Raw genomic sequence first — 13,538 nt, 5'->3', positions numbered from 1 at the left:
AATCAACCTGCTTGCTGTTTGTCTGCGTGTTATCTGCGTGTCGCAGCAATGTTTATCTTCGTTTTAACTTTTTCTGGCGGATAGCATAATCCTGCTGTTGCACACCCTTGCCAACCGATAATAACGGGCACATTCTTGGCGCCTTTGCCATTGCTGGTAATCAGAGTCGTGGTTGCGATCACACTCCTTTGCGTAAATACAGGTACCTTGCCAAAAGTTGGATCATCGATTGAGACAGGTGACTGATTAAACGTAAACGGCGTGGCGCTCACTCCCTTAGGAAAACGTAAAGTGAGCTTATCTTTATAGACATAATGACCCGGAGTAATCTCAAAAGCGATCGATAAACGCGTGCCTTTAGAGGTGGCTTTGGTACTGCTGATAACTTGAAAGGCTTGATCGACTGGCAAAAACTTCGACTGTGAGGCACTGTTGTTATTACTAAACAAGTCACTCAATCCTGCTGCTTGTACCGTCATGGAAGTCGCTGTCAGTAGCGTACTACCCAACAAAACGAAAGACAATAAACAAGGTTTTTTCGCAGTAGCTTTGATAGTTAGTACTTTGCTTATTAGCATTTTGGAGAATGGCGTATTAATTGGCATGGTTGTCTACCTTTGATTGCTGCTTTCAATGTTTAGAAGTTGGCTGGGTTAGCGCTCAAAACCCAGCGTTACGATTAGCGCTGAACCTATCGACTTATAGTGGAATTGCTTTAAAAAAATACAGCGCGACTGGGATGATTTTTTCGTAGCCTCTGTGATAGCAGCAAGCAAGCGAAATTTATACCAGTCGCACATAACTATTAGGGCGTGTTGAACATTCAAATGTGGTGCTGGCAGTGACTATTTTTTAAACAATATGCAGTGAAATTTTTGATGCCTAGTCATTCTAGGTTAAAAAATTTCGCCATATATTGGCAAAAAATAGTCCTGCCCTGAAAGGCTGATGCCAAAATCACCCCAAACGTTGTTGCAAGCCTAGCTAAGGTCTCGACATTATCGTCGGTTTGCGCCTGATTTGATAAAGTGTTTGGTGCAATTTTAGCAATCAGCAGCCCTAATAGTTGAATGTTCAACACACCCTAACCTATCGATTCTATTTTAAGTTGACTATATATCGAAATAACGTCGGATTTTTTTGACCAATGCATAAAAAATATCAACCAATAATGCCTTATTGATTGATATACATCGATCATTAACCGTGAGGTCGTAGATCCTGTTTTTTAAAACCGCTACCAGCTATTTTTTATTGTCAGTAGCACTATATTGTTTTATAACTTGGCATAAATATCAGCATCTTGACCTTCACCGCCCTGCTGACCATCTGCCCCTAACGAGAATAAATCATAAGGGCGACCTTGATTACCTGGTGCCACATATTGCATCTCACTCTCCCAACCATCGGTTGGATAGCCACCTTTGATATAGCCACCATCAGGATAGTTTTTAGCATCCGCAGGCGGTGTCGTCAGAGCATCAAGACCTTGCGCAGTGGTCGGATAGCGTGAGTTGTCCACCTTATACATATCAAGGGCATTCGATACGGTCGCTAGTGCGGTTTCAGTGGTTTTGACACGCGCTTTATCGCTTTGCCCAACCACTTTTGGCACCACCAAACCAGCAAGAATCGCCAAGATCACGATGACGACCATAATCTCAATAAGGGTAAATCCTGACTGGTAATGCGCATTTGCTGGACGGCGCTGCACCGATAATGGCGTTTGCTCACCCATGGTATCGGAAGGAGCTTGGTTTATCTCACGTTGCGGCACCGTCTTTCCTTGAAGGTTGTCAATCATAGTCATCGCTTTTATCATCGCTTTTGGGATCAGAGTAATTTAAATCGTAAAATGGCAGTCAAGTTGTATTGATTAGTCTTGAGACGATTATCACTATAAACCATGGTTTTATTTTTATCCAGCGCTGCGCTCATATTGTCATCACAGCCAGTATTCAGTAACGGCTGACATTGATGAGCATAATTTTGACCTGCTTTCACTATAGCGTGGTGCTTGAGTTTGCCATAGCAAAAATGTGGCTCAGTCAACAATATACAACAGTAAGCAAATCTTAAGAAAGCTGGCGCAAGGTTTAGAAAGATATTGGCTAGCCTGCCAAATCATTCATATTCACAATCGGTAGCATCACTGCCATCACAATAATCATGACCACCACACCCATCAACACTAACATCAAAGGCTCAAGTAATGACAGCAAAGTACTAATAAAGTTGGTGGCTTCCGCTTCTTGCATATTGGCCGCGCGGCTGAGCATGTTTTCAAGCTCGCCTGAGTTCTCGCCACTTTTGATCATCTGTACCATCATCGGCGGAAAGTATGAGGATTTTTCTAACTGACTGGATAAGCTTGAGCCTTCTGTCACCCTATCGGCAGCAGTGATAATGGTTTTTTGAATATGCAAGTTGGTCGCAACGGCAGCGCCAATGTGTAGTGCCTCAATCAGCGGTACGCCTGAGCGCACCAATATCGCAAGGGTGCTGGCAAAGCGCGCGGCATTCAGACCTTTTGATAATCGTGCCAATATCGGCAGTCTCAGCACGACACTATCTATCGTCAGCTTACCTGCTTGTGTCTGGGCAAAGCGATAAAACAAAAACGCCGTCCCTGACAGTACTAGCAGCATCAGCCACCACCACTGGGTAATGATGTTCGATAGGCTAAGCACGATTTGGGTAATCAAAGGTAGTGCTTGCTCAGACTGCTCAAAAACCTTGACGATTTTGGGCACCACGAAGCTCATCAAACCCATGATTACCCCGACTGCCATTACCATTAGCACAATCGGATAAACCATCGCACCTTGGATTTTCTTTTGCAGCGCAAAACGGTTTTCGGTGTAGTCTGCCAGCTGATTCAGGATCAAATCCAAATGACCGGATTTTTCCCCAGCAGCAATGGTAGCGATATATAACGGTGGAAAACTGGCCGCTTGCTGCAACGCACGGGCGAGGCTCAAGCCCTCTAAAACATGCGAACGCACGGCAAGCATTAAGGATTTGATATGGGTTTTTGGCGATTGCTTGGCGACGGCGGCCAGCGTTTCTTCAAGCGGAATACCAGCCGCGAGTAATACTGATAATTGACGGGTGAGCAGCGCCAACTCATAAGCCGATGGTTTTTTATAACGGCTTTTATGTTGATTTTGTCTGTCATTGACCGCACTGACCTCAACGGGTGTCCACTGCTTATCGCGCAGCTGCTGGCGTACTTGTCGCGCAGAATCCCCTTCAAGTAAGCCTTTTTGGACACCGCCGTGGTCGTCGAGCGCTTTATAATGATAAGCGGGCATAGCAGCGGATATCCTAAAGTAGTCAAAAAAGGGTTGGATTAGTGCGTAAATATCAGTGCGTAAATATCAGTGCGTAAATATCAATGCTTAAATAACGGCTGGCTTAGATAAAAAACCACTTAAAACAGGGGCGTTGAGTCGTTATTATCAGGCATCAAGCCTTGTAATAATAAAACATCCAGATGCTGCTGTTGCAATTTTTTATCAAAATCATTCACTTCAGCGATCAACATTCTCTCAATGCGTTTGTCACTGGCGAAAACACTAAGCCGCGCACAGATGACTGCCAGCTGATAGATACGTTTTTTACAATAACTGTCCAAGCCTTGTAGCAACCGCACCATATGCGGGGTTTCAAGACTGGCATACTCATAATCGGCAACGACCTGCTGACCAAGCGACGTCACGCTATAGCTAACAGACAAATGGGCGCAAAAATAACAACTGAATAAATAGCCGACGACATGACCGATGTAATAGCCACGGTCATAGGTAAAACTGCTGACGCCAAAGTGACTGAGTACATAACTGTTGAGGCTGGCTTGCTCTAAGATAGGCTTGCCGTGTTTAAGCTTGCCAACCGTTGCGAAACGCAATGGATTGTGACCATCCTGCATGGTTAGCTGCCAGCCAGCTGGCTGCTGTGCGGGCATATGGCGCACGATATCTGCGATAATATCATCGACCACATGCAGCTGCTGCCAAAGCCTTTCAAGCGCATCGGTATCCATTAGACCGCGCTTATCAAGCTGCTGTGCGAGTAAATACTGTTGATATTCGGTGAACTGTGCTTTTAGTGTTTGCACCAAATAAGTGGGTCGCGTGGCGGCAGACGCCATATAAAGTAGACGCGTACGTTCGTGCTGGGCACGATAGAGTGCCACACGCTGCTCGGCAATATTGGTTTCGTTGACAGCAAATTTTTCAATCTCTGCGTTTTCGATACCTGTGCTGTCAATCCTTGCGCTTTCACTCCCTACATTTTCAGAAGTGGGCAAGGTGAATAATGCCAACAACGCTGCTTTATTAGGCAAAATCGCTACCTTATTTTTTAGCTTATCTTCTGACAGAGGCTGATTGTGTCCGATATCATTTTTATCGATACTGCTGCTATTTTTGGCAAACGTAGAAGCGCCTTTTTGGTCATACGATTTTGCAGTTGGTTTTGCGGTCGGTTCAGTCATAACACACCATCAGCTTCAAAAATAAACATCGCTTGAGTCACCAGATATCACTGCCAGACAGTAAGATATAAAGCGCTAGAAGCAAGTGGTCGCACCTAGGCGACTCATCACTCCATAGTACCTGAACCTAAGCGCATTGTCAGCTTTACAGCAGCAAAAGACTCTTAATCAAATAACGCCATTTAGGTTTCGTTATCGAGTGAGAATATTCAGTATTCAAGCATATATAAAACAAAAAAAGCGTTAAGGTCGAATATTCAACCTTAACGCTTTACGAGGGTATTTTTGCGATGATGTTTTGTGATGGGATTAAAGACGCTGTCAGACACTAAGCCAGCAGCTGTCTTTGGTACTGTTGGCGATACGCTTTTGGCGACACCCCGTAGACGCGCTTAAAGGCTTGGCTAAAGGTCGAGTCCGACGCATAACCGACCAGCTCACTGATACGGCTGATACTGTTTTGCTGCAAACGTAAATAACGGGCGGCCAAACGCAAGCGATAATCAATTAAGTAGGTCAGTGGCGGCATACCGACAGTGTCTTTAAAGCGCTGAGCAAAGCTGGAGCGTGACATGCCAGCGACCTCAGCAAGCGTCAGAATCGTCCAATTTTGGCTCGGTGCATTATGCATCGCGGCTAGCGCTTTGGTTAAAAACGGATCTTTCATCGCCTTTAACCAATTGTCTGTTGCCTCAGGTATGCTTTCGATATAAACGCGCAAACACTCAATCATCATAATACTTGCCCAATGATTGATCACTGCCGTTTTGCCCATGCGCTCATGCTGAGACTCTAAGGTTAAAAGTTTAATCTCTACATCAATGACCTCAAACCGACCATCGGTGTCATTATTGATCTCAGGCAATATCGATGGCAACACCGACAATAAAGGATTAACCATCTCTTTGTCATACTTGCACTCAATCAGTATCAACGACGACTTCTCATCGCCATCACTTATCATATCAAGCGTATTGTCTTTGCAATTAGTGAGCAGCTCATCCAACGGCTTGGCATCATTCCCATGATGACTCAGCGCATAACTGACATGTTGATAAGCATTGGGAACCATGATGATGTCGCCAGCATGTGCCTCTCGTAAGCCATTGCCCACATCGATACAAAAGCTACCTGACATCACCAAATAAAATAGAATGGTGTCTTTTCTGGTCAGTGAGTACGACCAATTACCAGAACCATTTAAACGATAATATTTTGTTTCAAACAAATGCACATTTTGTAGCAATACACTCAGTGCGTCCATCAATGACTTCCTCAATAATCTATGGCAGTTGATCTTAACCCTGCAAAATAAACCACCTAAGAGATATTACACAAGAGAAATCACTTATCGTGGACTGCACTTAAAGTTATACGTACGCTAAACGCATATCGAACCCGAATTTGTAGAAAGACCGTCCTTTATTGCCTCTGTAGAAATATTTAATATTAGCAACATTAATAAGGCTCAGTACTCTAAATTAGCCACCCTCACCCATACCATCAAATCATTATTCTAAATTTTTAATGAATAGTTTATATTTACTTAATAATGAGCAGTTTACCCTAAAAGAAGTAGGGATATATGACTAAATAAAAGCCAAGCCTTATCAAACTTAAGCCCTGCCAAAATTAAGCTTTGTCAAAATCAACTGTGCTCATAAAATATTGGTGACAAAACGCTGATAAGAAAATTAGCGGCTAATAAGTCCGTTGGTGATTTAAAAAACCAACACGGCATGAGCGAAAAGTAAGGGGTGACACGCGATCGTCTAACCAGAAGAAAATGGTCAGAGAATTGAAAAAATAAAGAAGTAAAAAATTAAGAAACAAAAAATGCAGACGAAAAAAAATGCCAACGAGGGCAATCAGTATTTATAAATAAGATAAGTAGAAAATAGTATTAAATAAAATGGGGCGACTGATGGGACTCGAACCCACGACAACCGAGATCACAACCCGGGGCTCTACCAACTGAGCTACAACCGCCATAACTATTTGCCAAGGAAGGCAAGATTTGCAGGCTAAATGGTGCGCCTGGCAGGATTCGAACCTGCGGCCACCTCCTTAGAAGGGAGATGCTCTATCCAGCTGAGCTACAGGCGCTCTTAAAGGACTTTTACAAATTTTGATCTGCTTATAATATTAGAAACTTATAACATCAAAAACAATATCATTATACATAAAAAAAAGCCTGTAAGGCTCTTAAAATAGATGGTCGGAGTGATAGGATTCGAACCTACGACCCTCTGGTCCCAAACCAGATGCGCTACCAAACTGCGCCACACTCCGAAATTCTCTATTATCACGATAGTTAAGTTGATTAATTCGTTATCGGCAATGCCGCTAACTGCTTAATGTTCCTCGCTATCGAGGTGCACATATTAAGGGGAAAAGACGATGCTGTCAACACCTATTTTCAATTAATTTATAAATTAACCAAATTTTATTGAAATTGTTTTGAATAGCCGTTTTTCGTTGCGAGTCATGGTTAGTGAAACACAGCAATGATAGCCTCTATCATTCTTGCAGGAGCTTACCGTTCAACGTGCCACTCAAGACATCAAAAGGCACAAGCCACAGCTTTGCCACGTTTGAGGAATTGCTGTCACTATCGCTGCTTCCTTGAACTTGTTGTCTGAGTGCTACCGGTTGCCTGATATTGCCTTGCACCGGATAGACCAACCATACCTGTCCTGCTTGATACGCTTGCGCATAACTGGTCAACTGATAGGCATCACTGGCACTGATCGCCCCTGAATAGCTCAGATGCTTCCACTTTATGTCGATCACATGGCTGTAGTTACGCGTTTTTTTTGCGCTAGCCGTGCCATGGCTATTTTTATAGGGAGTTTTTCTACCACTTTTATCCTCACGAATATCATTATTCGGCATCTGATAAATAAGTAAATCCGGACGGATAGATAAGCAGGCCTGCCCTTCTGCATCATTCAACCACACACTTTGTGCTTGATGCAGTGCATTATAATTTAAATTTAATTGCTCAAACATCGACGCGATACGTAGGCTTGTCCACTGCTCAAAAGCTTGATTCATATCAATCAGCAGACACAAACGTGGTCGTGATGAAGATTGATTAGAGGATAAGTTGGTATCAAGACCGCTGCCTGTCTCTATATTTGACTGCTGCAATAGCCAATAAGCCAAATCTAGCAATTGCTGGGCGGCGTTTGCTTGTAGTTGACTCAGGGGTTGCAGCGCTAGTTGGCGCTTTGCTTGCTGATATACCGACTCTAGTTGCTGCCGCTCATGGTAATTAAGCGCATGCACTGATTGCCAGAGCTGTATGGATTTCGGCGGCATGGCTGTTTGTAGGAGTGGTGCCAGCCATACCAATGCACTCTTGATCACGCGATTGCTCAGCATATCTTGGCTCAACACACTGCGCTCACAGGCGAACTTGTGCGGTTGTACACTATTGCGGCGCAGTTGCTCTTTGATCAACAGCCGACCTTGTAGCGTTGCTTGGTTGTCCACCTGAGCCTGATAATGCTGGGTCGGTTGATAATATGCCAAACGCTGTAAAAACTGGTGTGCGAGCCAATCCGACAACGATGGTGCGCTTAGCGGCAGCGGCGTCACCTGCGCGTTAAATTGACCTAAGTTTTTTGTATTGGGCAGTTTGCTATGATATTGGTTACTGGTATTAATCAAGTCGGACAGCATATTTTGTACCCATTGACGGGCTTGTCTGATATCGCTAGCGCTATTTTGATGAGATTCATAAAACTGCTGCTGTGGCGTGCGACTGGTAGACGCTGAGGCAATCATCTTGGGCAAAATCTCAAGCGTCATACCGCTGGGCAATAACACTATGCCAATATAATGCCCGACCTTTAGCTGCCATTGTCCCTGCTTGCGTTTGATAGTAAATACGGCAAACTCTTGCGCCATCAACCACTGAAAATCAGACGCTTGCAAAAAATCATGAACCATCAAACGCTGATGCTCAAATACCGTCATGATATTGGTATCAAGCGCCTTCATAGTAGTGCTATTAACATTACTGGCGATACTGTTGTTGGCGATACTGTTATTGACAGTACCATTCGTAGGGGCATATGCGACGCTATTGATGAACACTTGGTAACCTTATTAATATAAACGCTGGTAGACGGATGAATTGGTAAACTCGCCTGTCCTTGCGAGAAAATCTTCATTAATCTTATAGCTACCAGTATGTATCGACTGTCCTAAAAAGGCATTGTGGCCGCTAAATAACTGACTTGGTGTCATAGTATTCGTCTGGTCATTTATTTCGTCATCCAAATGCTGACTAATTGCCGCTTGACTATCTTGTATAAACTGCGCCTTCATCGGCTGCTTCTCATCTCTGAACACATACTGCAAGATAGCGACTTGCCCGCCCGCCGCTTGTGCCAACTGTGGAATGATTTGTTCAATCAATGCGGTCTGTAGCTGCGCCAAACTCTGTACACCAAACAGAAATGCATGACCCAATTGTGCCTCCATCCCCAACGTTTGGCTAATGCGATTGTTTAGACCTGTCAGCAATTTAGTCAAATCTATGGATGCTGCTGACTGAGTGCTTTCTACACTTTGATTGGCGTTGCCAAAAGCTGGGATAATAGATAACAGCTCTGGCTTTGGCGGACAGTGAATAAAGCGAAAGCGACGCCGCAAAGCCATGTCTAATGGCGCTAAAGAATGGTCTTGGGTATTCATCGTGGCGTAGATATCGACATTGGCTGGCACACTAAAAGCACGCCCAGAGTAGGCCAAATTAACACTCATAGCGTTTGCCGTGCCAGCTCGCTTATCTGCTTCAATTAGGCTGAGTAGCTCACCAAATACCCGTGAGACGTTGGCACGGTTAATCTCATCGATCAGTATGGCATAGCGCCGTTTAGGGTCACGCGCTGCACGTTGACAAAGCTTGAGGAACGCGCCATCTTGAATGGCATAGCTCATCTGTGCTTGGTTATTGCCCGTCTGATGAGGACTCGTCTGACCAGATGCCGCCATAACGGGGCGAATACCTTCAACAAATTCTTCATAACCATAGGCCTGATGAAAACTGACCATACTAAAACGCTGGTCACTAAAAGCATGGTGTTGGCTTGCGGTATTATCATGCTGCGCCTGCTGAAACTCCGCTAATTTCTGTGATAAATCCTTTAGTAATGGCATGCTCTCAGGGAGCAAATACCATGCCCCGCTATTGTCTTTATCAAAGTAGGCTTGGCTAGCACGGTTCTTGTACGTAACCGTTTTTGAGCTGGTGGGACTGTGCATTTGCAGCACTGACCATGCCGTGTTACTTAAGTTTTTCTTGCGCGCATTCTGTGCGGCTTTGGCGACAAAAAATTCATGACTGACGATTTCAGGTACTTTTACGAGGTCTTGTTTTTCAGAGTGAAAATCTAAAAATACCAAGCATACCACATCACGCCAACTTAGCGTTTGTAATAACTGTGCCAGCAAATCAGCCGCGTTTGCTCTCGGCAAGTAGTCGGTATATCGCTGAGCAATTTGGAGCAACTGGTAGGTTTTACCAGTACCAGCGACGCCAGTATAAATAATATTGGTCGGCTCATGAATCTCTCTCTCAGGCATAACGTCGTCCAGCATCCAAAATGGGTATCAAAAAAATAATAAAATCGTGCTAAAATACCACTATTACAGCATGGTTATTTTTACAGCTAGCAGCTTAAGCTAACAGATAGCTTCGTCTAAAAGTATTTCACAAGCTCTCATCACTCCTAATTACCCCTGATTACCCTTAATTATATGGCTACGTTACTGGCATTTTATAAGCGCGGTAGTTCATGCTAATAATAGTAGTGACACTTAGGTTAAGGTAATATGGTCGCAATAGCGGTGACGATAACCTCTACCTCACTTGCCACTATCATGAAAATTTATCATGCTAAAATCTCATCTAACTGACCTAAATAAGGAATTTTGTATGTCAGGATTATTAAAAAGACTCCCTAGTAAGCTGACCAATAAATTGCCAGCCAACAACACTGACAGCACAAGATCGCCAGTCGAAAAACCCAATAGCACCCTTAAGCCAGTGAACAATCAATTCACCAAACTCTTATCGGTGACTAAATATTTACCCGCTGGCGCGCGCTCTACTATTTTATCCAAAGCTTTTGGCAAAGTGGTGCCGTATGTGGGCACGACGGGCGTCTATTATGAAACAGTCGACCCCAATCAAGTCGTGGTCAGCTTGAATAATAACAAAGCCGTGCAAAACCATATTGGCTCTATCCACGCTGTTGCCATCACTTTACTGGCTGAGACCGCAACGGGCTTTATTTTGGGCTTGAATCTACCTTCTGACCGTGTATTACTGATTAAATCTTACTCGATTAATTTTTATCGCCCGATTAAAAAAGGTCAAGTGGCCGCAGTGGCAACCTTGTCTGATGAGCAACGCTTGGACATTTTAAACACCCCAAAAGGCGAGATGGTTATTCCTTGCGTGATCCATGACCGCGAGTCTGACAGTGATCGCGACCCTATCGTCGTTGAAATGCTATGGGCTTGGGTGCCGAAATCAGAGTTAGAAGCACGTCGCCAAGGACAAAACAATAAGTCCAAAACTGAGACTGAGCAATCTAGTGACTCTGTTACTGCTTCCACAACAGACGACACTACAATCGAAAGTGATGATAAAATTAAATGATAACGTAACAACAAGCGCGCTACTTAATACTCTGCTTATAGCGCATTTTTGATCCATAAGCTTATACCATTCACAAAAAGAAGCGTAGCCAGAAAGACGAGTGAACGTACTACTTATTGTAGACTAAACGAGTTTGACGCAGCTAATCGTACTTTTTGGGTTTGGTATTATAATAAGGAAACAGCGATGTCCACACATAACTATAAATTTACTACCAACCTGTCCAAGGCGCTTTTAGTAGCTGCGTGCTCGTTAGGATTTGCCGTTAGTGCCAATGCCGCGCCCGCAACTAATAGCGCAAGCATGACTAAATCTAGCCCTGTATTTTTGGGTGATGGTGGAAACTATCCGTTTTCAGAAGCGGTACGTGTCGGCGACACTTTATACATGTCTGGACAAATCGGTTTTAAAGATGGCAAATTGGTCAAAGGCGGGATCAAAGCGGAAGCAAAACAAGCTTTAGACAACATCCATGCCACGCTACTAAAATACGGCTATCAAAAGTCTGACATCGTCAAATGTATGGTGATGCTGACGGATATGGACGACTTTGATGATTTTAATAAAGTCTATAAAGCTGAATTGACTAAGCCCTACCCTGTACGCTCCGCGTTCGGTGTTGCAGAGTTGGCCGCTGGTGCTAGCGTTGAAGTTGAGTGCACCGCTGCAAAATAGTAGCGCTATTAAAAATAAGCTAAACTGGCTTTTTTCATGACGCGGTTATTGAGTCAATTGACCTAACTTTTGACTCAATAACCGTTCTGCTTTAGACAATCATACTTTATACAATCACGCTTTATACAATCATATCATCAGTGAGTGCGCTTTCTTTGGTCACTCGTAACACTTCTTCTAACGTTGTCCTGCCTGCGATGACCTTGCGCAACCCATCAGCACGTATCGATGGTGTCTGCTGGCGTGCGTATTCTTCTAGCTCGTACTCAGCCGTATTGCTATGAATCATCCGTCGCAAGGTATCGTCAACGGGAACGACCTCATATATCGCGGTACGACCTTTAAAACCCGATTGATTACATTTATCACAGCCCACTGGTTTGGGTAAATTGATGACCTCAGCTGCCAAACCTTCAACACCCAACGGTATGCCAATTTCTGTAAATAATTTTGCCTGTTCGCTATCAGCAGGCTGCCACGTGTGACAATGCGTGCATAGTGTGCGTACCAAACGCTGGGCAACCACGCCGATGAGCGATGAAGATAATAAAAATGGCTCTACGCCCATATCTTGCAAGCGCGTCACCGCACCGATGGCAGTATTGGTGTGCAAGGTTGATAATACCAAATGCCCTGTTAACGACGCTTGTACCGCAATTTCAGCGGTCTCTAAATCGCGAATCTCACCAACCATTACCACATCGGGATCTTGGCGCAACATCGCGCGCAGACTCTTGGCGAAGGTCATATCAACTTTATTATTGACTTGCGTTTGCCCAATACCATCGAGCTGAAATTCAATCGGATCTTCTGCGGTCAAGATATTACGGGTTTGATCGTTGAGGTCAGTTAATGCTGAGTATAGCGTGGTGGTTTTACCCGAACCTGTCGGCCCTGTGACCAAAATAATGCCATGTGGACGATGAATTAAGCGTTTCAGCTCGCTATAGTCATTATCAGAGAGTCCCAAATAGGTCATGTTGAGGCGACCTGCTTGTTTATCGAGCAGACGCATCACGACCCGCTCACCAAAGCTCGATGGCAAGGTCGATACCCGCACATCTACTTCTCGTCCTGCTAAACGCAAACTGATACGCCCATCTTGTGGTACGCGCTTCTCCGCGATATCGAGCTTTGCCATGACCTTAATACGCGAGACCAATAGCGGTGCCAACTGGCGTTTTGGGGTGATGATTTCTTTTAACTCGCCATCGACGCGAAAGCGCACGACCAGACGTTTTTCAAAGGTTTCGATATGAATATCTGAGGCGTTAAGGCGAATCGCTTCGGACAGCAACGCATTGATCAGCCGAATAATAGGCGCATCGTCTTGCTGATCCATCAAGTCTTCAGTTTCAGGTACGCTATCCGCTAAACTATCGAGGTCAGGATGATCTTCAAGCCCAGCAGCGATATGCTGTGATTCGCCCGTATTGCCTGCATAAGCGGCATTCATGCGTCTTTCAAAGTCATCCGCGCTGACGCTTTCGTAAGTCGGCACGCCACGTATGCCCTGCTGCTGTAAAAAACGCACCGCCTCATTAATCGCTGACAATGGCGTGGCTTTGGTCAGCACTAAAGTCGGTGGCAGCTCAGGATCAATAGCAAGAATGACCAAGAGTTGATGGCGTTTGGCAAAACTGTACGGCAGTTGCATCATATAGTCGACCTGATAAATAAGTATAA

The 13,538-nt window shown here is 44.4% G+C and carries 10 protein-coding genes and 3 tRNA genes; 2 read left to right on the top strand and 11 right to left on the bottom strand.

Translation table 11 applies throughout. The features are described 5' to 3' along the window. Positions 1-29: 29 nt before the first annotated feature. The 10 genes from J5X94_RS09355 to J5X94_RS09310 form a co-directional block, all read right to left on the bottom strand. On the bottom strand, positions 30-605 hold the full coding sequence (locus J5X94_RS09355; RefSeq protein WP_210541071.1) for a protein-disulfide reductase DsbD N-terminal domain-containing protein: 576 nt from the start codon (positions 603-605) through the stop codon (positions 30-32). Between the two features lie 671 nt (positions 606-1,276). Then, positions 1,277-1,738: a type II secretion system major pseudopilin GspG gene (gene gspG / locus J5X94_RS09350; RefSeq protein WP_210541185.1), complete on the bottom strand. Its 462-nt coding sequence runs from the start codon at positions 1,736-1,738 to the stop codon at positions 1,277-1,279. Positions 1,739-2,111: 373 nt separating this feature from the next. Beyond that, a complete protein-coding gene (gspF, locus tag J5X94_RS09345; protein ID WP_010195833.1) occupies positions 2,112-3,314 on the bottom strand; it encodes a type II secretion system inner membrane protein GspF in 1,203 nt (400 codons plus the stop codon). Between the two features lie 119 nt (positions 3,315-3,433). Then, positions 3,434-4,498: a hypothetical protein gene (locus J5X94_RS09340; RefSeq protein WP_210541070.1), complete on the bottom strand. Its 1,065-nt coding sequence runs from the start codon at positions 4,496-4,498 to the stop codon at positions 3,434-3,436. A 328-nt stretch (positions 4,499-4,826) separates the two neighbouring features. Beyond that, entirely contained in the window at positions 4,827-5,762 is a 936-nt protein-coding gene (locus J5X94_RS09335) for a helix-turn-helix domain-containing protein (protein ID WP_189583047.1), read from the bottom strand. Positions 5,763-6,411: 649 nt separating this feature from the next. Continuing rightward, positions 6,412-6,487: transfer RNA gene (locus J5X94_RS09330), tRNA-His, on the bottom strand. A 40-nt stretch (positions 6,488-6,527) separates the two neighbouring features. After that, positions 6,528-6,604: transfer RNA gene (locus J5X94_RS09325), tRNA-Arg, on the bottom strand. Positions 6,605-6,713: 109 nt separating this feature from the next. Continuing rightward, a tRNA-Pro gene (locus J5X94_RS09320) sits at positions 6,714-6,790 on the bottom strand. Positions 6,791-7,018: 228 nt separating this feature from the next. Next, entirely contained in the window at positions 7,019-8,602 is a 1,584-nt protein-coding gene (locus tag J5X94_RS09315; RefSeq protein WP_210541069.1) for an McrC family protein, read from the bottom strand. A 12-nt stretch (positions 8,603-8,614) separates the two neighbouring features. Next, on the bottom strand, positions 8,615-10,096 hold the full coding sequence (locus J5X94_RS09310; RefSeq protein WP_210541068.1) for an McrB family protein: 1,482 nt from the start codon (positions 10,094-10,096) through the stop codon (positions 8,615-8,617). Between the two features lie 352 nt (positions 10,097-10,448). Here J5X94_RS09310 and J5X94_RS09305 point away from each other — a divergent pair, with 352 nt between their 5' ends. Both J5X94_RS09305 and J5X94_RS09300 read left to right on the top strand, forming a co-directional pair. Next, positions 10,449-11,177 (top strand): DUF4442 domain-containing protein, encoded by a 729-nt coding sequence (locus J5X94_RS09305; protein ID WP_210541067.1) that lies wholly within the window; start codon positions 10,449-10,451, stop codon positions 11,175-11,177. 186 nt (positions 11,178-11,363) lie between these two features. After that, positions 11,364-11,852 carry a RidA family protein gene (locus J5X94_RS09300; RefSeq protein WP_210541066.1) on the top strand — a complete coding sequence of 163 codons (489 nt, stop codon included), beginning with the start codon at positions 11,364-11,366 and terminating at the stop codon, positions 11,850-11,852. A gap of 121 nt (positions 11,853-11,973) precedes the next feature. Here the strand turns inward: J5X94_RS09300 and gspE are convergent, their stop codons facing one another. Further along, a complete protein-coding gene (gspE, locus tag J5X94_RS09295; protein WP_026037034.1) occupies positions 11,974-13,512 on the bottom strand; it encodes a type II secretion system ATPase GspE in 1,539 nt (512 codons plus the stop codon). Positions 13,513-13,538 lie beyond the last annotated feature (26 nt).

The sequence above is a fragment of the Psychrobacter sp. K31L genome (assembly GCF_017942195.1).
GTDB classification, from domain to species: domain Bacteria; phylum Pseudomonadota; class Gammaproteobacteria; order Pseudomonadales; family Moraxellaceae; genus Psychrobacter; species Psychrobacter glaciei.
This window is presented reverse-complemented; position numbering and strand designations above follow the sequence as displayed.

What these genes read in the sequence shown, in the direction of transcription:
- J5X94_RS09305 (WP_210541067.1), top strand. Translation starts at nt 10,449, where the DNA reads ATGTCAGGATTATTAAAAAGACTCCCTAGTAAGCTGACCAATAAATTG.
- J5X94_RS09300 (WP_210541066.1), top strand. Translation starts at nt 11,364, where the DNA reads ATGTCCACACATAACTATAAATTTACTACCAACCTGTCCAAGGCGCTT.
- J5X94_RS09335 (WP_189583047.1), bottom strand. Translation starts at nt 5,762, where the DNA reads ATGGACGCACTGAGTGTATTGCTACAAAATGTGCATTTGTTTGAAACA.
- gspF (WP_010195833.1), bottom strand. Translation starts at nt 3,314, where the DNA reads ATGCCCGCTTATCATTATAAAGCGCTCGACGACCACGGCGGTGTCCAA.
- J5X94_RS09340 (WP_210541070.1), bottom strand. Translation starts at nt 4,498, where the DNA reads ATGACTGAACCGACCGCAAAACCAACTGCAAAATCGTATGACCAAAAA.
- J5X94_RS09355 (WP_210541071.1), bottom strand. Translation starts at nt 605, where the DNA reads ATGCCAATTAATACGCCATTCTCCAAAATGCTAATAAGCAAAGTACTA.
- gspE (WP_026037034.1), bottom strand. Translation starts at nt 13,512, where the DNA reads ATGATGCAACTGCCGTACAGTTTTGCCAAACGCCATCAACTCTTGGTC.
- J5X94_RS09310 (WP_210541068.1), bottom strand. Translation starts at nt 10,096, where the DNA reads ATGCCTGAGAGAGAGATTCATGAGCCGACCAATATTATTTATACTGGC.
- gspG (WP_210541185.1), bottom strand. Translation starts at nt 1,738, where the DNA reads ATGGGTGAGCAAACGCCATTATCGGTGCAGCGCCGTCCAGCAAATGCG.